Origin of the sequence: Marinobacter maroccanus (assembly GCF_002933275.1) — a bacterium.
In the GTDB taxonomy this organism is placed as follows: domain Bacteria; phylum Pseudomonadota; class Gammaproteobacteria; order Pseudomonadales; family Oleiphilaceae; genus Marinobacter; species Marinobacter maroccanus.
On sequence record NZ_PSSX01000003.1, the window covers coordinates 283,853 to 304,642 of the forward strand.

16 protein-coding genes are annotated in these 20,790 nt (G+C 56.6%); 9 read left to right on the top strand and 7 right to left on the bottom strand.

The window, feature by feature from the left end:
- Nucleotide 1: 1 nt before the first annotated feature.
- The 4 genes from recF to dnaA form a co-directional block, all read right to left on the bottom strand.
- Nucleotides 2–1,129 (bottom strand): DNA replication/repair protein RecF, encoded by a 1,128-nt coding sequence (gene recF / locus KEHDKFFH_RS05865; RefSeq protein WP_104321047.1) that lies wholly within the window; start codon nt 1,127–1,129, stop codon nt 2–4.
- A 128-nt stretch (nt 1,130–1,257) separates the two neighbouring features.
- Nucleotides 1,258–2,529, bottom strand: a complete 1,272-nt coding sequence (locus KEHDKFFH_RS05870; RefSeq protein ID WP_104321048.1) for an ABC1 kinase family protein — start codon at nt 2,527–2,529, stop codon at nt 1,258–1,260.
- Nucleotides 2,530–2,544: 15 nt separating this feature from the next.
- Nucleotides 2,545–3,648: a DNA polymerase III subunit beta gene (dnaN, locus tag KEHDKFFH_RS05875; RefSeq protein ID WP_104321049.1), complete on the bottom strand. Its 1,104-nt coding sequence runs from the start codon at nt 3,646–3,648 to the stop codon at nt 2,545–2,547.
- A 55-nt stretch (nt 3,649–3,703) separates the two neighbouring features.
- Nucleotides 3,704–5,158 carry a chromosomal replication initiator protein DnaA gene (dnaA, locus tag KEHDKFFH_RS05880; protein ID WP_064230092.1) on the bottom strand — a complete coding sequence of 485 codons (1,455 nt, stop codon included), beginning with the start codon at nt 5,156–5,158 and terminating at the stop codon, nt 3,704–3,706.
- 645 nt (nt 5,159–5,803) lie between these two features.
- Between dnaA and rpmH the strand changes: the two genes are divergently transcribed.
- The 5 genes from rpmH (at nt 5,804) to mnmE (ending at nt 9,814) form a co-directional block, all read left to right on the top strand.
- Nucleotides 5,804–5,938, top strand: a complete 135-nt coding sequence (gene rpmH / locus KEHDKFFH_RS05885) for a 50S ribosomal protein L34 (protein WP_008172542.1) — start codon at nt 5,804–5,806, stop codon at nt 5,936–5,938.
- 14 nt (nt 5,939–5,952) lie between these two features.
- Nucleotides 5,953–6,360, top strand: a complete 408-nt coding sequence (gene rnpA, locus KEHDKFFH_RS05890) for a ribonuclease P protein component (RefSeq protein ID WP_104321050.1) — start codon at nt 5,953–5,955, stop codon at nt 6,358–6,360.
- Nucleotides 6,360–6,653: a membrane protein insertion efficiency factor YidD gene (gene yidD, locus KEHDKFFH_RS05895; protein ID WP_104321051.1), complete on the top strand. Its 294-nt coding sequence runs from the start codon at nt 6,360–6,362 to the stop codon at nt 6,651–6,653. Before rnpA ends, yidD begins: the two co-directional genes overlap by 1 nt.
- A gap of 4 nt (nt 6,654–6,657) precedes the next feature.
- Nucleotides 6,658–8,373 (top strand): membrane protein insertase YidC, encoded by a 1,716-nt coding sequence (gene yidC, locus KEHDKFFH_RS05900; RefSeq protein WP_104321052.1) that lies wholly within the window; start codon nt 6,658–6,660, stop codon nt 8,371–8,373.
- Between the two features lie 70 nt (nt 8,374–8,443).
- Nucleotides 8,444–9,814 (top strand): tRNA uridine-5-carboxymethylaminomethyl(34) synthesis GTPase MnmE, encoded by a 1,371-nt coding sequence (gene mnmE, locus KEHDKFFH_RS05905; RefSeq protein ID WP_104321053.1) that lies wholly within the window; start codon nt 8,444–8,446, stop codon nt 9,812–9,814.
- Between the two features lie 2 nt (nt 9,815–9,816).
- On the opposite strand, the gene thpD is transcribed toward mnmE, so the two are convergent.
- On the bottom strand, nt 9,817–10,752 hold the full coding sequence (gene thpD / locus KEHDKFFH_RS05910; RefSeq protein ID WP_104321054.1) for an ectoine hydroxylase: 936 nt from the start codon (nt 10,750–10,752) through the stop codon (nt 9,817–9,819).
- Between the two features lie 164 nt (nt 10,753–10,916).
- Entirely contained in the window at nt 10,917–12,737 is a 1,821-nt protein-coding gene (locus KEHDKFFH_RS05915; RefSeq protein ID WP_104321055.1) for an acyl-CoA dehydrogenase C-terminal domain-containing protein, read from the bottom strand.
- Between the two features lie 245 nt (nt 12,738–12,982).
- Here KEHDKFFH_RS05915 and KEHDKFFH_RS05920 point away from each other — a divergent pair, with 245 nt between their 5' ends.
- From KEHDKFFH_RS05920 to KEHDKFFH_RS05930, 3 genes are read left to right on the top strand one after another with little or no spacing between them, the layout of a single operon-like run.
- Entirely contained in the window at nt 12,983–13,543 is a 561-nt protein-coding gene (locus KEHDKFFH_RS05920; RefSeq protein WP_104321056.1) for a DUF3833 domain-containing protein, read from the top strand.
- A 39-nt stretch (nt 13,544–13,582) separates the two neighbouring features.
- Entirely contained in the window at nt 13,583–14,677 is a 1,095-nt protein-coding gene (locus tag KEHDKFFH_RS05925; protein ID WP_104321057.1) for an efflux RND transporter periplasmic adaptor subunit, read from the top strand.
- Nucleotides 14,678–14,680: 3 nt separating this feature from the next.
- A complete protein-coding gene (locus KEHDKFFH_RS05930; RefSeq protein ID WP_104321058.1) occupies nt 14,681–17,827 on the top strand; it encodes an efflux RND transporter permease subunit in 3,147 nt (1,048 codons plus the stop codon).
- Nucleotides 17,828–17,839: 12 nt separating this feature from the next.
- Here KEHDKFFH_RS05930 and KEHDKFFH_RS05935 read toward each other — a convergent pair whose 3' ends face one another.
- On the bottom strand, nt 17,840–19,105 hold the full coding sequence (locus KEHDKFFH_RS05935) for an EAL domain-containing protein (RefSeq protein ID WP_104321059.1): 1,266 nt from the start codon (nt 19,103–19,105) through the stop codon (nt 17,840–17,842).
- A 231-nt stretch (nt 19,106–19,336) separates the two neighbouring features.
- On the opposite strand from KEHDKFFH_RS05935, the gene KEHDKFFH_RS05940 reads away from it, so the two are divergent.
- Nucleotides 19,337–20,635: an MFS transporter gene (locus tag KEHDKFFH_RS05940; RefSeq protein WP_104321060.1), complete on the top strand. Its 1,299-nt coding sequence runs from the start codon at nt 19,337–19,339 to the stop codon at nt 20,633–20,635.
- The last annotated feature ends 155 nt before the right edge of the window (nt 20,636–20,790 follow it).

Genomic DNA, 20,790 nt, shown 5'->3' on the forward strand with positions numbered 1-20,790 from the left:
CTTATTCTTCCGTCAATTTGCCATGTTCCACGTGGAACAATCTGTAATCCGGTGCGTTACCCCCGGGCCAGAGCTGTCCCACGAGGGGCCGCTCTATCGATGTGATAAACACCTGACAACGTAATGCCTGTAACCTGCTGGCCAACATGGCCCGATGCCCTTCATCCAGCTCGGCGTTAATGTCGTCAAGCAAAAAGGTCACCTGTTTGCCCAGGTCGCTCAACACCATGCCTTGGGCAATTTTCATCAAAATAACCAGGGTTTTCTGCTGGCCCCGGGAGAAGGTTTCGGCAACAGGCCTGCCCTGAAACTTCAACCGGATGTCCGCGCGATTCGGACCATAAAGCGTGTGTCCAACCTTTCGTTCCTGCTCGCGATGATCGGCAAGCAATTCCGCCAGCGGGCGGCTTACATCCCAGCCCGGGTAGTACTCAAGCTTCAGACCTTCGGTCCAGGGCACTTCCACTTCCCGAACCAGTTTTTCAAAAGCCACCTTGAACCGGCCAAAGGTGTCAGCTCGAGCCTCGGTAATCCGTTCACTCAGGGTAGTGTACTGATGGTCCCAGACCCGCATTAAAGCTTCGTCTAGTCTACCATTTCTCAGCGTTTGATTCCGCTGTGATGTGACTCGCTGGCATTGTTGCCATAAGGATCCGAAAGAAGGTTCCACGTGGAACACTAACCAATCCAGAAACTGCCGCCGCTTTCCTGGTCCCCCAGCAATCACATCAAACACACCAGGATCGATTACCGATACTGGCAGATGCTTAGCGAGAGCAGACAAACTACGCACCGCTTCCCCATCCACCCGCAGAACCGTTTCCTTCTGTCCGACATCCCGGGATATCCCCAACCGATGCACGAGTTCAGAGTCATTCCCACGATCGTTTTCCTCCAGACCATGATCGAGACCGCCAAACACCGTGAGTCGTTGTTGACCGTGGCTCACAACCGCCTGATGACGATTCACCCGAAAAGAACGCCCCAAACCGAGATAGCCAATGCCTTCCAGGACGCTGGTTTTGCCGCTGCCGTTTTCTCCGTACAACAGATTAAAGGAAGGCGAGAAGCTAACAGGCGCTGAAGACAGATTGCGGAAATTTTCAGTCTGAAATTTTACAAGCGCCATAGAAAAGCAAACTCGAAGGCGAGGGGGAAGGAAGCCAAAAAAACACCCGGAAAACAAAAAGGGCAGCGTTACCTGACTTCAGCAACGCTGCCCTAGTGTACAAAAGCCAATCGCTTAAGGCGACAGCCTCAATGGAGCATATTCAACCGTTCATCCATAAACACATCCATTTCCGGAGCGAGGATGTGAACGTACCGATCGAAATACAGGAACTGTTTCAGCAGCAGGGCAAATTCCCTTGGAAAATGCAGGCCGTGGCTTTCACCGATCTTAACCATATCCATCAGAATGTGATTAACGTCGTCCTCCGCCTGGTCCGCTTCATAGGGCACTTCATCCGGCACCATCTTGTCCATCTGCTGATACAGCCTTCTCAGATCAGCGGCGAGATCTTCAGCCCGAACCATCTGGCGGGTTATCCCGATACGGATCATGGCATCGGCCATGCCTTCGAAATTGCCAACCATCACAGCCGAAATAAAATCGCTGACCGCCTGCCAGGTATCCGGTTTGATTCGACCAACAATGCCAAAATCGATAAAGCCAACCCGGCCATCCTTCAGGACCATCAGGTTGCCGGCATGAACATCCGCGTGGAAGAACTCGCACTGAGTAAGGCTGGAAAACCAGGTGTTCATGGCAGTGATCAGGGTGCGCTCCGGATCACGGGCGTAACCGCGAATGCTCTCCAGATCCGTCAGTGACACACCATGGAAGCGCTCCATGGTCAGAATACGACGGGTACTGCAATGCTCAAACACTCTGGGCACCGCCGCGTCTTCATTATGGGTGTCATGCAGGAAATCCCGGAAAACCTTCAGGTTGTTGGCTTCCTTGATAAAGTCACACTCTTCCATCATGGTCCGCTGGATTTCCTCCACAATACCGGACATGGAAGTCCAGGACAGTTTCGGCGCCAGAGTCTCAAGGATTCGGGCGGACAGATACAGGAAGTTCAGGTCCGTCAGCAGGATGTTCTCAACCCCCGGCTTCTGAACCTTGATAACCACTTCTTCACCGGATACCAACCGGGCTGCGTGAACCTGCGCAATCGAAGCCGAGGCCAATGCCACCGGATCGATTTCCGCATAAACCTCATCCAGCGGCCGACCCAGCTCGTCCCGGATGATCTTCTTGATCACACCGAAGGGCAGGTTAGGGGTCTTGTCCAGGCAGTACTGGAATTCCTCCACATACTCCTTGGGGAAAAACGTGGGAGAACTGGCAATAAACTGCCCCAGCTTTATGTAGGTCGCACCGAGTGACTCAAACGTCTGCCTCAACAGCCTGGGCGTGGGAGGACGGTCCCCCCGCAGCCAGTTAATCCCGGTGCGCCCGAGTACCGACACAGTCTGGCCAATCCTGAAGGCGCCTTTGATTCCATTCGTTACGGTACTCATCAATCTCATCTCCTCCTACAGCCTCATGGGCATGACAACATAGAGGCAGCGGTTATCATTCTGCGCCTCTATCAACGCACTACTATTCGGGTTGGACAGGGTAATTTTTACCTGGTCCTCATCCAGCGCGTTCATTACATCCACCAGATAGCCTACATTAAAACCGATCTGCAGGGATTCGCCCTGGTAGTCCACCGGCAGCGCGTCTTCGGCCTGTTCCTGGTCCGGGTTATTGGCGAAGACCTGGAGCTCATTCGATGCCAGGTTGAGTCGCACACCGCGGATATTCTCATGGGACAGAATACCCGCACGTTGAAGGGTATTCTTTAGAGTCGCGCGGTCGGCCAGAACAATCTTGTCGCCCCCACGCGGAATAACACGGTTGTAGTCGGGGAATTTGCCTTCGATGAGTTTCGAGGTAAAGGTGTAAGAACCCACTGTCGCCCGAAGGTGATTGTCACCGATTACCAGGGTGACCGGTGTTTCCACGTCATCCAGCAGTCGGGACAGTTCCAGAACCCCTTTACGAGGAACGATCACCTGCCGTAACTCCGGGCAATTAGTCACCAGTTCCAGATGTGCCATCGCCAGTCGGTGACCATCGGTCGCCACCGTCCGTACATGATCCTTGTCCACTTCCAGTAACAGGCCGTTCAGGTAATAACGAACGTCCTGCTGGGCCATGGCGAACGCCGTTGCATCTAGCATCCGGCCCAGTTCTTTTTGCGGCAGCTCCAGACGGAAGCTCTCGTCTTCGTCTTCCACATTCGGGAAGTGTTCCGCCGGCAATGTGGATAATGTGAAGTGACTGGCTCCGCAGCGCAGATGCAACCGATCGCCCTCAAGGGACAGCTCCATCGGCGCTTCGTCACCCAGGGCCCGGGAAATATCGGACAATTTACGAGCCGGGACGGTAATCCGGCCAGGCTGATCCACATGCACCGGTGTAATCCGCGCCACCAGTTCCACTTCCATATTGGTACCGGTCAGGGTCAGGGTATTGTCCTCGGCCACCAGCAATACGTTGGACAGCACCGGCATGGTTTGTTTCTTTTCCACCACGCCGGCAATGCTTTGCAGCGGGGTAAGCAGGGATTCACGGCTGATCGTCAGTTTCATGGCACTCAGCTTTCTTTATGTTGGAAGGGTGAATGTTGTTTGCCAACGCCCGGCATCAGGTGGTCAGCAGTCTCATAAAATTCTGATAATCCTCGCGGATGCCCGGATCAGTCTCCTGCAACTCCACGATTTTCTTGCACGCATGCAAAACGGTGGTGTGATCACGACCGCCAAAGGCATCGCCAATCTCCGGCAAACTGTGATTGGTCAGCTCCTTCGACAGCGCCATGGCAACCTGTCTTGGCCGGGTGACCGTTCGGGTTCGGCGTTTGGATAGCAGGTCGGCCACCTTGATCTTGTAATACTCGGCCACAGTGCGCTGAATATTATCGATGCTCACCTGTTTTTCATGCAGCGCCAACAAGTCTTTCAAGCTCTCCCGGATAAACGGAGGGGTGATCTCCGAACCGGTGAAGTGAGCATTCGCTATCACCAGACGAAGCGCCCCTTCAAGCTCCCGTACATTGGAACGAATTTTCTGGGCAATAAAAAAAGCCGCTTCGCTGCTGAGCTTCACGTTGGCCTGATCGGCCTTTTTCATAAGAATCGCCACCCGGGTTTCCAGTTCCGGTGGCTCAACCATGACAGTCAGCCCCCAGCCAAACCGGGATTTCAGCCGTTCTTCCATATCGACAATTTCTTTCGGGAACCGATCACAGGTCACAATGACCTGCTGACCACCTTCCAGCAGCGCATTGAAGGTATGAAAGAACTCTTCCTGGGAACGCTCCTTGCGGGCAAAGAACTGGATGTCGTCAATCAACAGCGCATCTACGGATCGGTAATAGCGCTTGAACTCGTTGATGGCGTTCAGCTGCAATGCCTTGACCATATCTGCCACAAACCGTTCCGAGCGGAGATAGGCCACTTTCGCCTTGGGGTTGCGACGGACAATTTCGTTGCCGATGGCGTGCATCAGGTGGGTCTTACCCAGACCAACACCGCCGTAAAGGAACAGCGGATTGTAGGCACCCCCCGGATTCTCCGCCACCTGCATCGACGCAGCCCGTGCCAGCTGGTTGGATTTACCTTCAACAAAGGTTTCGAAGGTGAACCCCTCATTCAGAAAACTCTGGTGCTTGATATCACCTTCAACCTGAACCGGCCGCCGCTCGCTGCCACTTTTCGGGCGGACAGAGGGCGAACCGGCCACCGTGGCAGCCACACCCTTCTCTTCTTCGGTAACCCGGCTACCGCTTTCTTCATGAACCTGGCCATTCACACGCACAGGTGCTTCCGAGCGTTTAACGGGTTCATCTTCACGGGGTGCCGACCCCACTTTCATATTGACCCGGGGAGCCTGCCCGCCGTTCAGATCCTTGAGTACCTCTTCAATACGCCGCAGATACTTTTCATTCACCCAATCCATCACGAAACGGTTGGGAGCGAACAGCATCAGCTGCCCCTCCCGATGATCGGATTGCAGGGGCCTGAGCCAGGTATTGAACTGTTGTGCGGGAAACTCGTCCCGGAGTACTTCAAGACATTGATGCCACATACTGTTTGGCACGACAGCCTGCTCCCGATAACCCTGAAATGTCTCTGAACGGACAAGGGACATCCTGTCCAGTGAGATGGCCCCGGATTCTAACCCGACCGGCCTCCCAGTGAAAGAGCCGCAGCCGGTTCATGAACAGCCTGTGGAAATTTATCTCTTTGTATTTCAGTTTTTTACAAACTTACCTACAACCTTGTGTACAGAAAATAAGTTCTTTAAAAGTTACCCACAGCCCTGTGTGTACAGCCGGGGTTTAACCCTGTTAGGAACCCCGGGACGCAACCGGGGATAACTTGGATTCATCACACAATTCCGACTTACCCACATTTCGCCCTGCCGCCGTCCACAGCGCTCACGGTGCCTTATCAATACCCTTATAAACCGCGCAAAAGACTGTTTTTTCAATTTTTTTATCGCTTATCCACAGAAACCTTCGATACTAATAACAGTAATAATTAATCCTTAAAAGAATTCTAAAAAGACTTACTGAATTTATTACCTGGCCAGTTGATTCAAGAATTTTCAGCATGCGCACAACCCCCTAGCAATAAGCATTGAATTCCCACCGGTATTTGCATAGAATGCCGCTCCTGTTTTGGCTGTTCATTTTCCAGCCAGTTACTGAATTTCCAACTTACGAATTGTGAGATCATCACCATGAAAAGAACGTTTCAACCAAGCGTCCTGAAGCGTAAGCGCGTTCACGGTTTCCGCGCCCGTATGGCCACTGCGAACGGTCGCAAGGTAATTTCCCGTCGTCGTGCCAAGGGCCGCGCACGTCTGTCCGCGTAAGCTCTGATTGCCTCATGAAGGCTTTGAGTTTCCCGAAATCACATCGTCTTTTGCGACCTGCTGATTACGGCAAAGTCTTCAACGACGTGCAGCTGAAGGTTCCGCACCGGAATTTTCTGATCCTGGCAACACCGAATAATCTCGGTCACGCCAGGATCGGTTTGATCTTTTCGAAGAAGAACCTGAAGCTGGCCGTCCAGAGAAACCGGGTGAAACGCCAGGTCAGGGAAAGTTTCCGGCACCAGACCGATCTGCCCGGTCTCGACCTCGTGGTTCTGGGACGTCAGGGACTGGTTTCCCTGGATAACCAGTCGGTACGGGCATCCATGGACGACCTCTGGCGACGTCTCAGAAAAAAGTACGCTCAATCTCAGCCATCCGGGGCAGCAACACCAGACACTGCCGGTCGAGGAACGGGTTAATGCGCAAGCTCCTGCTTCTGCCCATCCGCTTCTATCAGTACGCAATCAGCCCCCTGATGGCCAGTCACTGCCGCCATTACCCCACCTGTTCACAATACGCCGTTGAAGCCATAACCCACCATGGCGCGCTTAAAGGATTATTTCTCGCAATCCGGCGTCTGTTAAGGTGTCATCCCTGGGCGGAAGGCGGTTATGATCCTGTGCCGGGAACAACAGAACCCCGGGTTCAGGAAATCGTAACAACCTGCGTACACGCTGATCATTCCCATACAACAACCCAGACCAGACAGTAACTCTATGGATATTCAACGCATCGTATTATTTGCCGGCCTGGCTATTGTCAGTTATCTGATGGTGCTTGCCTGGAATGAGGATTACCATCAGCAGCCGGAGACGGCTCAAGTCGCTGAATCTCAGCCTTCGCAGTCCTCCGGCAGCATGGGCAATTCAGACGATATGGTGCTTCCGGAAGATAATGCAGCTCAGGTGGACGGTGATGGCGAGTTCACGACGCCGGAAACGGGTCAGGCTGTCGTCAGTTCAACAGAAAACAACACCACGGTGAGCGATCAGTTCATCACTGTCCGCACCGACGTCTACGACCTGCAGATTGATCGGGTCAGCGGTAACCTGGTAAGAGCACAGCTGCTTGACTACGACGACACCCTGAACAGCAAGGAGCCGCTGACTCTCCTGAACAACACCCAGAACCGCCTGTACGTACTCGAAAGTGGTCTGATTGGTCGCGACGGTCCGGATAGCCGCAAGAACGGTTCTGCTCCCGTCTACAGTGCAGATGCCGCGAGCTATGAGCTGGCTGAAGGTGACAACCAGCTTCAGGTAGATCTGACTTACACTACCGATAGCGGCGTACAGATCACCAAGCGTTACCAGTTCGAACGCAACAGTTATGAGATCGGCGTCAAGTATCTGGTTGAGAATCAGTCCAGTGATAACTGGCAGGCCAATTTCACCGGTAAAATCGTCCGTGACCAGTCTCCGGATCCGACCTCCCAGACCAGCATGGGGATCCAGGCGTTCCTAGGTCTGGTTATCAGCTCCCCGGAAGATCCCTACGAGAAGTTTGGTTTTGGCGACCTGCAGGAAACCCAGATCAACCAGTCCGTTACCAACGGCTGGCTGGCTTTCCTCCAGCATTACTTCCTGTCCGCCTGGGTTCCCGAGCACGACATCCCGGCCCGGTACCAGACCACACAGCGTGGCCAGAATTACGTCATGGGCTTTGTCTATCCTGCCACCACTGTGGCCCCGGGTGAGACCGCCGAAATCGGTGCCCGGGCCTATGTCGGACCAAAGATCATTGATCGCCTGGAAGCCATGGCTCCGAATATGGATCGCACCGTTGATTTCGGTTGGCTGTTCTTTATTTCCCTGCCGCTGTTCATCATTCTGGACTGGTTCCACAGCATTGTTGGCAACTGGGGTGTATCCATTATCCTGTTGACCGTTCTGGTCAAGGCAGTGTTCTTCCATCTGTCCGCCACCAGTTACAAATCCATGGCCAAGATGCGGGCGGTCGCCCCTCAGCTGACCCGGCTAAAAGAACTGTACGGTGACGATCGACAGCGCATGTCCCAGGAAATGATGGCGCTGTACAAGCGGGAGAAAATCAATCCGCTCGGTGGTTGTCTTCCCATCCTGGTGCAGATGCCCGTTTTCATCTCACTGTACTGGGTACTGTTTGAAAGTGTGCAGCTACGCCATGCGCCGTTCATGCTGTGGATTCAGGATCTGTCGGTCATGGACCCGTATTTCATCCTGCCGATCCTGATGGGCGCCAGCATGTTCCTGCAGATGAGTCTGAACCCGACTCCGCCGGACCCCATGCAAGCCAAGATCATGAAGATGATGCCGTTGATCTTCACCGTATTCTTCCTGTGGTTCCCGGCAGGTCTGGTTCTGTACTGGCTGGTGAACAACATTCTGTCCATTGCCCAGCAGTGGTACATTACCCGCAAGATCGAAGCAGAAATGGCCGGCAAGAAGCACTGACCGGTGCCCGAACCGACCCGGCAAAGGCTCCTGTGTGGAGCCTTTGTTGTTTTCAGCCTGTGGAAAAAGCATGAGCCAGAGTTCTGAAACCATCGCAGCCATAGCCACCGCACCCGGACAGGCCGGGGTCGGCATCGTTCGCGTGTCTGGCCCCAGGGCCCGGGCCATTGCCCAACAGATGCTGGGGTTCGAGCCCAAACCCCGTTATGCCCATTACGGCCCGTTCCACGATAATCGGGGCGAGTTGATTGATGAGGGCATCGGGCTGTTTTTCCCCAACCCCCACTCCTTCACCGGTGAGGATGTGTTCGAGCTGCAGGGCCACGGCGGCACCGTGATTCTCGATCTTCTGCTTCGGGAGGTGTGCAGCCAGGGGGCAAGACTGGCCCGCCCCGGTGAGTTCTCTGAACGGGCCTTTCTGAACGACAAACTGGATCTGGCCCAGGCCGAGGCCATTGCCGATCTGATCGAGAGCAGCTCGGAGCAGGCTGCCCGTTGTGCCGTTCGTTCCATGCAGGGGGTATTCTCCCGACAGATCGAGGATCTGGTGGAGGCGGTGACTCACCTGCGGATCTATGTTGAGGCGGCGATCGATTTTCCCGAGGAAGAGATTGATTTCCTGGCCGATGGCAAGGTGGCCAGTGATCTTCAGAATCTGCTGGACCGACTCGAGAAAATCCTGGCGGAAGCCCAGCAGGGGACCATTCTTCGGGACGGTATGAAAGTGGTCATTGGCGGCAGACCCAATGCTGGCAAATCCAGCCTGCTGAATGCCCTGGCCGGTCGCGAGGCGGCCATTGTTACGGCTATTGAAGGCACAACCCGGGACGTCCTCAGGGAACATATCCACATCGATGGTATGCCGCTGCACATCATCGACACGGCCGGTCTCCGGGACAGTCCGGATGAAGTGGAACAGATCGGAATTGCCCGGGCCTGGGATGAAATCCGTCAGGCTGATCGCATCCTCCTGATGGTGGATGCCACCACCACCGATAAAACCAGTCCCCATGAAATCTGGCCGGATTTCATTGATCAGTTACCGGCCAACGCCCCGGTGACGGTTATTCGCAACAAGGTGGATTTGTCCGGTGAAACGGTAGGGATCAGCGCCGAAGACCATCAGAGTGCGCCGGTTATCCGTCTGGCGGCAAAGTCTGCCGAAGGTCTGGAGATTCTCCGGGACCACCTGAAACAGTGCATGGGCTTTGCCAGCACTACCGAAGGCGGTTTCCTGGCCCGACGCCGGCACCTGGATGCCCTGGAGCGGGCCCAAGCCCTGTTGGTTCAGGGCCAGCGCCAGCTGGAAGGGTTCGGTGCCGGTGAGTTACTCGCTGAAGATCTGAGGGCGGCCCAGGATAGCCTGGGTGAGATCACCGGGCACCTTACCCCGGATGAGCTTCTGGGCAAGATTTTCAGCAGCTTCTGTATCGGTAAATAAGGCTAACCGGTTTTCCGGCCTTCGTCTTCTGGAACTGGCACCAGGGCCTCGGTGTTACTGCGATTGCCCAGGAAGTCCGGCCGTGGTTTGTTGCCGCAGAATGGGGCCTGAAGCTGGTTTTCCACACTGTTGTAGACGAAGAACAGATTGCTCCGCGGCCAGGGTGACATATTGGCGTTCGAGGCATGCAGGGTATTGCACTCGAAGATGATCAGCGAGCCGGCGGGTCCGGTGGGGGCCTTGATCCCGTATTCGTCCGCCATGGCGGCAAGGTCCCGATCGTTGGGAACGCCCAGTTCCTGTTTTTTCAGGGATGACTGGTAGTTGTCTTCCGGCGTGCGGCCAACGCAGGGCAGGAAGGTCTTGTGGGAGCCGGGAATCAGCATCAACGGGCCGTTGAAGGGCGTGTTGTCGGTGAGGGCGATGGAAAAGCTGACTGCCCGCATCCGGGGCATCCCGTCTTCGGCGTGCCAGGTTTCAAAATCGGAGTGCCAGTCAAACCCCTTGCCGTGGAAGCCGGGTTTGAAGTTGATTCGGGACTGGTGGATATACGCTTCACTGCCCAGAAGCTGGCGTACCATTGCCAGAATCTTCGGATCCCGGGTCAGCCGGTCGAATCGATCAGACAGTTCGTGAATGCCGAAAATCGAACGGATTTCCTGCTTGCCCGGCTCGGTAATGGTTCCTTCGGACCGCAGGATACTTTCATCATCTTCGTAACCCCGCAGATCCTCCCGGAACTGGCGAACGGTGGCCTGATCCAGAAAATTATTGAAGACAAGAAAGCCGTCGCGTTCATAGTGCGTCAGTTCGGTTTCACTCAGTGGTCCGTTGGTTCGATCCGAACCTTTGTTGTGCACCACAGGGTCCTGGCGCTCAAAGCTTTCAGTGGGACGTTCCAGGCGGGTGGGATAAAAGTCGTCAGCACGAGTTTCCATATTCGAACCTCCTTCTTTTATGCTCGAGATCAAAGCTTTTCTATTTAATTCAGTTAGTTAATAACTCCAGTGTGGAAATGCACCTGTGAAGTGGGGTCAGGCGGGCGTATTTCAAGGGCAAAAAAATCCCGGGCAAGGCCCGGGACCAGGAGGGACCGGATAGCTTATCCGGTGAAGGCCAGATCATCGGCATCCAGTTGCATCAGGTTCTTGCTGGGGCTGAGCATGCTGGCAGCGTGGCTCTGGGCCCGGGGCAACAGGCGCTCAAAATAGAACTCGGTGGTTCCGAGCTTGGCCTGGTAGAAAGCAGCCGAATCCTCGCCACCGTTATCGAGTTTATCAACAGCTACGACGGCCTGGCGCAGCCAGATAAAGGCCATGGTGACGTAGCCGCTGTACATCAGGAAATCATAGGCCGCAGAGCTCACCACATCCCGGTCCTTGCGGGCCGCGAGCATGATCCGTACCGTCAACAGGTTCCACTGCCCGGTCAACTTGAGCAGCTCAAGCGCCCAGGGCCGCAGCCGTTTGTCGGTGAGATGCTTGCGGGCAAAATTGGCAATCTTCAGGGTGAATTCGCGGACCGCGCCACCCTTGGTCATTAGCAGAACCTTTCGACCCAGCAGATCCAGCGCCTGGATACCGGTGGTGCCCTCGTACAGGGTGGCGATGCGGGTATCCCGGACAATCTGCTCCATACCATGTTCCCGGATGTAACCGTGGCCGCCAAAAACCTGTACCCCCAGGTTGGCCGCTTCGCAGCCGAGTTCGGTGAGAAAGCCCTTCAGAATCGGTGTCAGGAAGCCGAGCTTGTCGTCGTATTTGTCGGCCTTCTTATCGTCGCCTTCGGTGAATCCCTCCACCATGTGATCAGCCAGCCGGGCTGCGTAATACAGCATGGCGCGACCGCCCTCGGCGATGGCCTTCTGGGTCAGCAGCATCCGGCGCACATCGGCATGGTGAATCAGGCTGTCGGCCACCTGATCCGGTTCTTTCTTGCCGGAAAGTGCCCGCATGGAACGTCGATCCTTCGCATAGGCCAACGCCCACTGATAGGACAGCTCCGCCGGCCCGACACCCTGGATTGCGGTGCCGATCCGGGCGGTGTTCATGAAGGTGAACATGCAGTTGAGGCCTTCGTTCTCGGGGCCGATCAGATAACCGGTGGCCCCGTCGAAATTCAGCACACAGGTGGCCGAGGCCTTGATGCCCATTTTCTTTTCCAGACTGCCGCAGACCACCGCGTTGCGCTCGCCCACGCCGCCCTGGCTGTCGGGCAGGAACTTGGGCACGATAAACAGGCTGATACCCCGGGTGCCTTTGGGGGCATCGGGCAGACGGGCCAGTACAATGTGGACGATGTTCTCGGTCAGGTCGTGGTCGCCGGAGGAGATGAAGATCTTGGTGCCGGTCAGTCGGTAACTGCCGTCGGCCTGGGGTTCGGCTCTGGTCTTCACCTGGCCCAGATCGGTGCCGCACTGGGGTTCAGTGAGGCACATGGTGCCGGCCCAGCGGCCTTCGGTCAGTGGTGCAAGGTAGGTCTGTTTCTGATCCTCGGAACCGTGCAGGAAAATGGTGTTCATGGCGCCCAGGGACAGACCCGGGTACATAGAGAAAGGCCAGTTGGCTGTGCCCATCATCTCCTGCTTCAGCAGTCCCATGGACGCAGGCAGGCCCTGGCCGCCGTATTCCTCGGGTGCGGAGAGCCCCTGCCAGCCACCCATGGCGTATTGCTGGTAGGCTTCCCGGTAACCGGCGGGTGTGGTCACTATACCGTTATCGAGGGTGCAGCCTTCCTCATCGCCGGAAAGGTAGAGAGGGCTCAGAACTTCCTCACAGAACTTTGCGCATTCGCTGAGAATCGCATCCACGATATCCGGTGTGGCGTTTTCACCGCTGGCCAGGGTGGCGTAATGGCCCGGGTAGTCGAACACCTCGTTTAGCAGAAACTTCATGTCGCGCAGGGGCGCCTTGTAAACCGGCATAGCGGAATCCTCTGTGTCTTTCTCGGAATCGTCGGTGGGCAATCGCCGCCCAATACCTGTTGTTTTACGCCAATACCCGGGCACTGCCATTGACGAAAAGCGCCGGGCAGACTGTCAGATTGGACAATTGGCCGAGATGACGTAACAGTCGCCGGCAACTCCTGGTGCTGATCGCTAAAGTCGGTTGCGACGTATTCCTTTACGCCGGAGGCCGTAAACAAACCCGTTCGGAGAGTGTAAAAGTCATGCAAAGCCTGTTAACTGCGATATCGAAACGCCTGTCGACGCCTATACTCTGGATAGTGTCTTCGGCACTGCTGCTCAGCGGCTGTGCCAGCCCTTCGCTTGAGGATTACGCCGACCGCACACCGGAGCTGGTTCCGGAAGAGTTCTTCACTGGCGAACTTTCCGCACGGGGGGTGGTCAAGAATTTCTCCGGTGAGGTGATTCGTACCTTTGATGCCGACATCTCCGCATCATGGGATGATTCTGGTGTGGGTACCCTGGACGAGGTGTTCCGCTTCAATGACGGTGAGGTGCAGACCCGGGTCTGGACCTTGACTCCGTCCGAGGAGGGCTATCATGCCGACGCCGGTGATGTGGTTGAACCCGGAACCATGCGCTGGCGCGGTAACGCCATTCATATGAATTACGTCCTTCGCGTGGCCTATGGTGACGGTACCCTGGATGTACGGATGGATGACTGGATGTACTTGATCACGCCTGACACGCTGATCAACCAGACCACCATGAGCAAGTGGGGAATCGATGTGGGCGAAGTGGTTCTGGTGATCCAGAAAAAGTAACAGACGACTAACCGAGAACTGGAAGAATCTGGAAATCCTATGTGGAAACAGTGGTTGATTGCGTTGGTGCTGGTGGCTGTGGCTATTGGCGGCGCTTTTATGTATCAGAACCTGGACGACGGCGATGCCGCCCAGGGCGGTCGTGAGCGTCCCGCCAGCGCGGTCAACACCAGGCTTCCGCAGATGGAGACGGTGCGGGATGTCGTCAACGCCGTTGGCAGTCTGAAAGCCCTCAACGCGGTGGAACTGACTACGGAAGTCAGTGGCCGGGTGGTGCAACTGAATCTGGAAACCGGACGCCGGGTAGAGCAGGGCGAGGTTCTGTTGCGACTGGACGATCGCCAGGCCCGGGCGGACCTGCAGGTCATCGAGGCTCAACTGGCGGATGCGCGTCGACAGTATGAAAGGGCCCAGCGGTTGCGCTCCAACAACAGCATCTCCCAGTCCCAGGTGGATGAGCTGAGAACGGCTGTTGACGTGGCCGAGGCCCAGCGGCAGTCGGCGCGGGTCCGTCTGGAAAACCACCGGATTGAAGCGCCGTTTGCCGGTGTGGTCGGTCTGAGCGATATCAGTGTCGGAGCCTACATCACCGCAGGAACCTCGGTGACCACCCTGGATACCACCGACCGTATGGAGCTGGGTTTTTCCATACCAGAGCGTTTTCTGGGGCAGGTGAGTCGTGGACAACAGGTCCGCGGCGCATCGCCGGCCTACCCGGACCAGACGTTTTCTGGTCAGCTGGTGGAGCTGGGCTCCCGGGTGAGCGAGCTGAGCCGGTCGTTGCCGGTGCGGGCGTTGATCGACAATCCGGACGGTCTGCTCCGCCCGGGACAGTTCATGTCTGCCACCCTGACGCTCCGGCAACGGGAAGCTTTGGTGATCCCGGAACAGGCGGTGATGATCCGTGGTGACGAACAATATGTGTTTGTGGCCGAAGACGGCGTCGCCCGGCGGGTTTCAGTCAACCTGGGGTCGCGCATGCCGGGTTTTGTGGAAGTGTCGAAGGGGTTGAGCCAGGAAGATCCGGTGATTGTGACCGGTCAGGACCGGCTCAGCAGCGGGGATCGGGTTCGGGTACTGGAAGACGACAAGGCCATTCCCGAGAACCGTTTTATCACGGCCAGGGAGTCGTAACCGGTGGTCCTTTCTGATGTCTCCATCAAGCGGCCGGTGTTCGCAACGGTTCTCAGTCTTCTGATCGTGGTGTTCGGGCTGGCAGCCCTGATGGGCCTGCCGGTGCGCGAATACCCGGATATTGACCCACCGGTTGTCTCCATTTCCACCGATTACACCGGCGCGGCAGCCGAGGTGGTGGATACCCAGATTACCCAGGTGATTGAGGGTGCCATCAGTGGCATCGAGGGCATTCGGTCCATCGAATCGTCTACCGAGCAGGGCGAATCCCGAACCAGCATCGAATTTACCACGGCCCGGGACGTGGATATTGCCGCCAATGATGTCCGTGATGCGGTGTCCCGGGTCGCCAACCAGCTGCCGGACGAAGCCGATCCGCCGGTGGTGAGGAAAGCGGATTCCGATGCTCGCCCCATGATGTGGGTCACCCTGCGCAGTGATGTCTGGGACAGTGCCGAGCTCAGTGACTTCGCCGACCGGGTTCTGGCGGACCGGCTGTCGGTGCTCGACGGTGTTGCCGACGTGCGTATCGGTGGCGAACGGCGTTATGCCATCCGGGTCTGGCTGGATCGCGAGCGGCTTGCCGCCCGGGATATCACCGTGGCAGAAGTGGAACGGGCCCTGCGCGCCAACAACGTGGAGTTGCCGGCCGGATCGGTGGATTCGTCTACCCGCAACTTCACGGTTCGTGCCGAGGGTCGGCTGTCGAATGTGGAACAGTTTCGGGAACTGGTGATTCGCCGGGACGGCAATGACCTGTTGCGTCTCGGGGAAGTGGCCAATGTCCAGATGGGGGTGGAGTCGGATGTCAGCCGCCTGCGCGCGAACGGCCAGACCGCCATCGGCATGGGTGTTATCCGTCAGTCCAAGGCCAACACCGTCGCCGTTTCCGATGCGGTTCGCGCCGAGTTGGAAAAGATTCGCGAGACTCTGCCGCCGGAAGTCACCATCGCGGAAAGCTACGACGAATCCATTTTTATCCGGGCCTCGATCAAGGAAGTGGTAACGACGCTCGCCATCGCAGTGTCCCTGGTTATCCTGGTGATTTTCCTGTTCCTGCGGTCCTGGCGCGCCACCCTGATTCCTGCGGTGACCATTCCGGTTGCAGTGATTGGTGCGTTTATCGGCCTGGGTTTTCTCGGTTTCTCCATTAACGTGCTGACTCTGCTGGCGGTCATTCTGGCCATCGGCCTGGTTGTGGACGACGCCATCGTGATGCTGGAAAACATCCAGCGCCGGATTGATGAAGGTGAACCGCCATTGCTTGCCGCCTACCGGGGCGCAAAACAGGTTGCCTTTGCGGTGATTGCCACCACCCTGACCCTGGTAGCCGTGTTTGTGCCCATCTCGTTCATGGGCGGCAATATCGGCCGTCTGTTCGCGGAATTCGGGTTTACCCTGGCCGCGGCGGTGGTTTTTTCCAGCCTTGTTGCCCTGACGCTGGCACCGATGCTGTGCTCCAAGTGGCTCAGGCACAGCCCGGAATCGGCAGAGGGCCATCGTCTGTGGGCGGCCAGCGAGAAGGTCCTGAATGGCCTGACCAATGGTTACCGCAGGCTGTTGCAGTTTTCCCTGAGGCAGCCGGGACTGTTACTCGGCCTGGGTCTGGTGGGGCTGGTCATTGCCGCCGTGGTGTATCCCAAACTGCCCCAGGAACTGGCGCCGACTGAAGACCGCGCCGTAATCATCATGCCCACCAGTGCACCCCGTGGCTCCACGGTGGAATACACCGATCACTACGTCCGCCAGGTCGAAGAAACATTGCTTCCCTATCTGGATGAGGGCATTGCCAACCGGTTGCTCGCCATCGTCGGGTTCCGCAATGAAGAGGACAACGCGTTCATGATCATGGGCCTGGTGCCCTGGGAAGAGCGCGACATCAAACAGCAGGAAGTGACCAGCGAAATTCGCAAGAAACTGGCCGACGTATCCGGCATCCGGACCGTGGCCGTGAATCCGCCGGGTCTGGGTCAGCGCGGGTTCAGCCAGGCGGTGGAGTTTGTGGTGGCGGGACCGGACTATGAGTCGGTGCAGGCCTGGAGCCAGGAAATCATGGAGCGGGCCAAGGAAAACCCGAATCTTCAGAATCTGGATACCGACTTCGAGCTGACCCGACCGGAGCTGCGAGTCAATATCGACCGGGAGCGGGCGGCGGACCTGGATATCACCATCGAGGACGTGGGGCTGACCCTGCAGACCATGCTGGCATCACGGCAGGTGACGACCTACATTGATCGGGGCCGGGAATACGATGTGATTATCCAGGCCGAAGACGCCAACCGGGCAACCCCGGAGGACCTGGGCCAGATTTTCCTGCGGCCCCGGGAAGGTGGCAATCTGATCCCGTTGCAGGCACTGGTCTCGGTGCAGGAAATTGGCGCCAACCCCGACCTCCGGCGTATCGACCGACTTCCCGCCGTGGTCATCAGTGCCTCCCTTGCTGATGGTTATGACCTTGGCTCGGCCCTGACTTACCTGAACAATCTTGCTGTGGATAACCTGCCGCCGGAAGCCCGGGTCAGTTACAAGGGTCTGAGCCGGGAATTCCAGGAATCCTCGGCCGCCATCTACGTTACGTTTGCGTTGGCCTTCGTCATCGTGTTCCTGGTGCTCGCGGCCCAGTTTGAAAGCTGGATCCATCCTCTGATCATCATGCTGTCGGTGCCGCTGGCAGTGACCGGCGCTCTGCTGGCGCTCTGGTGGACCGGAATCAGTCTCAACATATACAGCCAGATTGGCATCATAATGTTGCTGGGCTTGATGGCCAAGAACGGGATACTGATCGTGGAGTTCGCCAATCAGCTCAGGGACAAAGGCTATGAGGTGCGTGAGGCCATACTCGAAGGCGCCTGCCTGCGCTTCCGGCCGGTACTGATGACCACCATATCCACCATCTTTGGTGCGGTTCCCCTGGTCATTGCCACCGGCGCAGGAGCGGAAAGCCGTGCGGCCATTGGCATGGTGATTCTGGGCGGGTTGATCTTCGCCACCACGCTGACCCTTTTCATCATTCCGGTGCTGTATAACCTGTTGGCGCGGTTTGCCAAATCGTCCAATGCAGTGGAGAAGGAACTTGAACGCCAGGCTTCGGGCCAGGCCGGTGGTGCAGGGCTGGCGGCAGCGCCTCAGAAACGCGTGGATGACTTCTGATCAGTGACACGATCACAGGGTGGCCGGGAACTCGAGCTGGCCACCGAATATTTCATCCGGGTGGATATCAATGCAAAACACCTTTTGCCCCGGCAGCATCGTGGACAGGGTTACTGTGCGTTTGGCGTCCGGCAGACCGACGTAAGGCCGACAACTGCTAATGTGCTGGGGCCGTTCCAGGGCATTGCGGAAGTATTCCCGGTGCGTCCATCGGGCGCCGGCCGAGTGGTACAGGGGATTGAATTTACCGCGATGGATGTCCGGATTGGCGCGGGCAAGATTGCCCTCCTGTATGCCCTGGGGGTTCAGCAGGAAACAGCGTTTCACACCGTCCACTTCCAACAGCTTTTTGCAGGCTACATTGAACGGTAACTCCCGGCTCAGGGAGTGGCAGGCTTCCAGAATTTCGAAGCGAAGCAGTCGAAAATAGCTCTCTTGATCCCGGATATCCTGGGCCGAAGACTCACTGGAATCGGCAATAATTCCCTTCAGGGCCAGTTCGGTAAGTTCCGGCTCATGATCATGCAGGCTCGTTGGCCGCGCAAAAAGGAAACCCTGCAGCAGGTCCGCCTCCGTTTGCAGTGCGATATGGGCCTGGGTGCTGTTTTCGATGCCTTCCAGAAGCACAAGGCTGCCGCTCTCGCGAATCATCTTCACAAGGCTCTCCAGGAGCATCCGGGCGCGACTGTTGTTCTCCGCATTCACCAACAGGCTCCGGTCGAGCTTGACGATGAGCGGATTGATGCGCCACAAACGCTCGAAATTGGAATCGCCCATACCGAAATCGTCAATGGCAATCTGGAAACCATGGGCCTTGGCTTTGAGAATGAATTCCAGAAGGGCGGTGGGATTGTCGGATGCCGTCTCCACCAGTTCCAGAACCACTTTTTCCGGGTCGATTCCACTGCTCTGGCACTGCAGGGCGAGCTTTTCCAGGGAAGCTTCTGGATGAATGCAGGTGCCGGGATTAATATTCAGGAACAGCCAGACAAGCTGTGAGCTCGCGGCAAAATTATCCAGATGTATCTGCAACAGGTGTCTGTCCAGTTCGGCTGTCAGATTCTTCGCTTCCGCCTGCTGGAAAAGCTCGAAGGGAGAGATGCTGGCGTTGTTCTTCCATACCCTGACCAGGGCCTCGTAGCCCACCAGTTTCCGATGGGTCGGGCTCAGGATCGGCTGGTAAACAGAACTGAAATCATAGTCGTTGATCATGTCTGGAGCCCGGGTTATTTCGGCTCCGCGATAGATGCGTCGGGGAAGTCGGACTACGCTGCTCATGGTCAGGAACCTTTATACTGCCAATGGTCTGGCCATCCTGGCCTGATGATAGAAGAGTGTCTGAACATGCAGATAAAGCGAATTCCGTACCAGAGAGCCAAAAAACAAGCAGTTAACTTTGCTTAAACCCGTCAGATAAATGAACTTCGCTATCGGTTTTAGAACAATTGCACCAGATGCGGGCAGATTCCGAACGGCAAGGTTGGCAATGCACCAAAACAGGATTCCTTGATGCCATCAAAAAGTCAGTTCCGTTTGCTGGGCCAACGCCGTTTCCTGCCGTTTTACCTGACCCAGTTTTCCGGCGCCTTTAACGATAACCTGTTCAAGAACGCGCTGCTGCTGTTGATCACCTACAGCGCCGGCAGTTTGATGGGGCTGTCCGTGAATGTGGTGGTTAACCTGGCGGCCTTCCTGTTCATCCTGCCGTTCTTCCTGTTCTCTGGCATTGCCGGCGAAATGGCCGACCGCTATGAAAAGTCCCGGATCATCCGGAATGTGAAGCTGGCAGAGATCGTGATCATGTCCGTTGCCGCGCTCGGGCTCTGGTTCGGCTGGTACGAGCTGTTGCTGGTGTTGCTGTTCCTGATGGGTACCCAGTCCACCTTCTTCGGTCCGGTGAAATACGCCATCCTGCCCCAGGTGCTGGCGGACGATGAACTGGTGGGTGGCAATGGTCTGGTGGGCATGGGCACCTTTGTGGCAATTCTTCTGGGTACCATTGCTGCAGGTCTGTTGATGGGCTTTGAGGCTGCCGCCCGGCTGACGGCGATTGCTGTGGTGGTGATGGCAGTACTTGGTTACCTGGCCGCGAGGCAGGTGCCGGCAACTGAACCCGACGGTTCCGGAGTTACGGTGCGTTTCCGGCCGGTGGTGGAAACCTGGAGGCTGATGGCCCTGGCGGCCGAGCGGCGCCAGGTGTTGCTGGCGGTGCTGACCATCTCCTGGTTCTGGTTTCTTGGCGCTGCCTACCTGACCCAGTTTCCCAATTTTGCCCGCACCGATCTGCTGGGCGATGAAACCGTTGTCACGCTGCTGCTGGCTATGTTCACGATCGGCATTTCCATTGGATCCATGATGTGTGAGCGGCTCACCAAACACCGGATTACCCTGGCCCCAGTGCCTTGGGGGGCCCTGGGGCTGAGTCTGTTCGGGATTGATCTGTATTTTGCGGTGCCGGATGATCCCGTGGCCTCGACCTGGTGGACCCTGTTGACCGACCCCGTTTACCTGAGGGTGTTGATGGATCTGGTAGGCATCGGTATCTGCGGTGGTCTTTTCATCGTGCCTCTATACGCCTTTATCCAGCACGAAACGCCCCGGGCCAAACGTGCCCGTATCATCGCCGCACTGAATGTCATCAACGCGTTGTTCATGGTGGTAAGTGCCCTGGCTGGTATTGTGGTGCTCGGTCTTTTGGGAATCAGCATTCCAGGGTTTTTCCTGCTGCTCTCGCTCCTGAACGGCCTGGTGTTACTGGTGGTCTGGCGGCTTCGGCGCAAAACCGCCTCACATTCTGTGGATAATTAGTTGGAAAACCTGCGGAAACACTCCGGATGAAATATAGGTTAACTATAAAAAACAAATGGTTAAATCATTTTTAGGGTGTTTAACAAGTAGCCTTGCATGTGGATAACTTTCTTGAAAACTTTTCTGAGAAGACTGATCCAAGCGTCTGAAAAGCC

What these genes read in the sequence shown, in the direction of transcription:
- rnpA (WP_104321050.1), top strand. Translation starts at nt 5,953, where the DNA reads ATGAAGGCTTTGAGTTTCCCGAAATCACATCGTCTTTTGCGACCTGCT.
- recF (WP_104321047.1), bottom strand. Translation starts at nt 1,129, where the DNA reads ATGGCGCTTGTAAAATTTCAGACTGAAAATTTCCGCAATCTGTCTTCA.
- dnaN (WP_104321049.1), bottom strand. Translation starts at nt 3,648, where the DNA reads ATGAAACTGACGATCAGCCGTGAATCCCTGCTTACCCCGCTGCAAAGC.
- mnmE (WP_104321053.1), top strand. Translation starts at nt 8,444, where the DNA reads ATGAGCCAGAGTTCTGAAACCATCGCAGCCATAGCCACCGCACCCGGA.
- KEHDKFFH_RS05915 (WP_104321055.1), bottom strand. Translation starts at nt 12,737, where the DNA reads ATGCCGGTTTACAAGGCGCCCCTGCGCGACATGAAGTTTCTGCTAAAC.
- KEHDKFFH_RS05920 (WP_104321056.1), top strand. Translation starts at nt 12,983, where the DNA reads ATGCAAAGCCTGTTAACTGCGATATCGAAACGCCTGTCGACGCCTATA.
- KEHDKFFH_RS05935 (WP_104321059.1), bottom strand. Translation starts at nt 19,105, where the DNA reads ATGAGCAGCGTAGTCCGACTTCCCCGACGCATCTATCGCGGAGCCGAA.
- rpmH (WP_008172542.1), top strand. Translation starts at nt 5,804, where the DNA reads ATGAAAAGAACGTTTCAACCAAGCGTCCTGAAGCGTAAGCGCGTTCAC.
- KEHDKFFH_RS05925 (WP_104321057.1), top strand. Translation starts at nt 13,583, where the DNA reads ATGTGGAAACAGTGGTTGATTGCGTTGGTGCTGGTGGCTGTGGCTATT.
- KEHDKFFH_RS05940 (WP_104321060.1), top strand. Translation starts at nt 19,337, where the DNA reads ATGCCATCAAAAAGTCAGTTCCGTTTGCTGGGCCAACGCCGTTTCCTG.
- yidC (WP_104321052.1), top strand. Translation starts at nt 6,658, where the DNA reads ATGGATATTCAACGCATCGTATTATTTGCCGGCCTGGCTATTGTCAGT.
- yidD (WP_104321051.1), top strand. Translation starts at nt 6,360, where the DNA reads ATGCGCAAGCTCCTGCTTCTGCCCATCCGCTTCTATCAGTACGCAATC.
- KEHDKFFH_RS05870 (WP_104321048.1), bottom strand. Translation starts at nt 2,529, where the DNA reads ATGAGTACCGTAACGAATGGAATCAAAGGCGCCTTCAGGATTGGCCAG.
- thpD (WP_104321054.1), bottom strand. Translation starts at nt 10,752, where the DNA reads ATGGAAACTCGTGCTGACGACTTTTATCCCACCCGCCTGGAACGTCCC.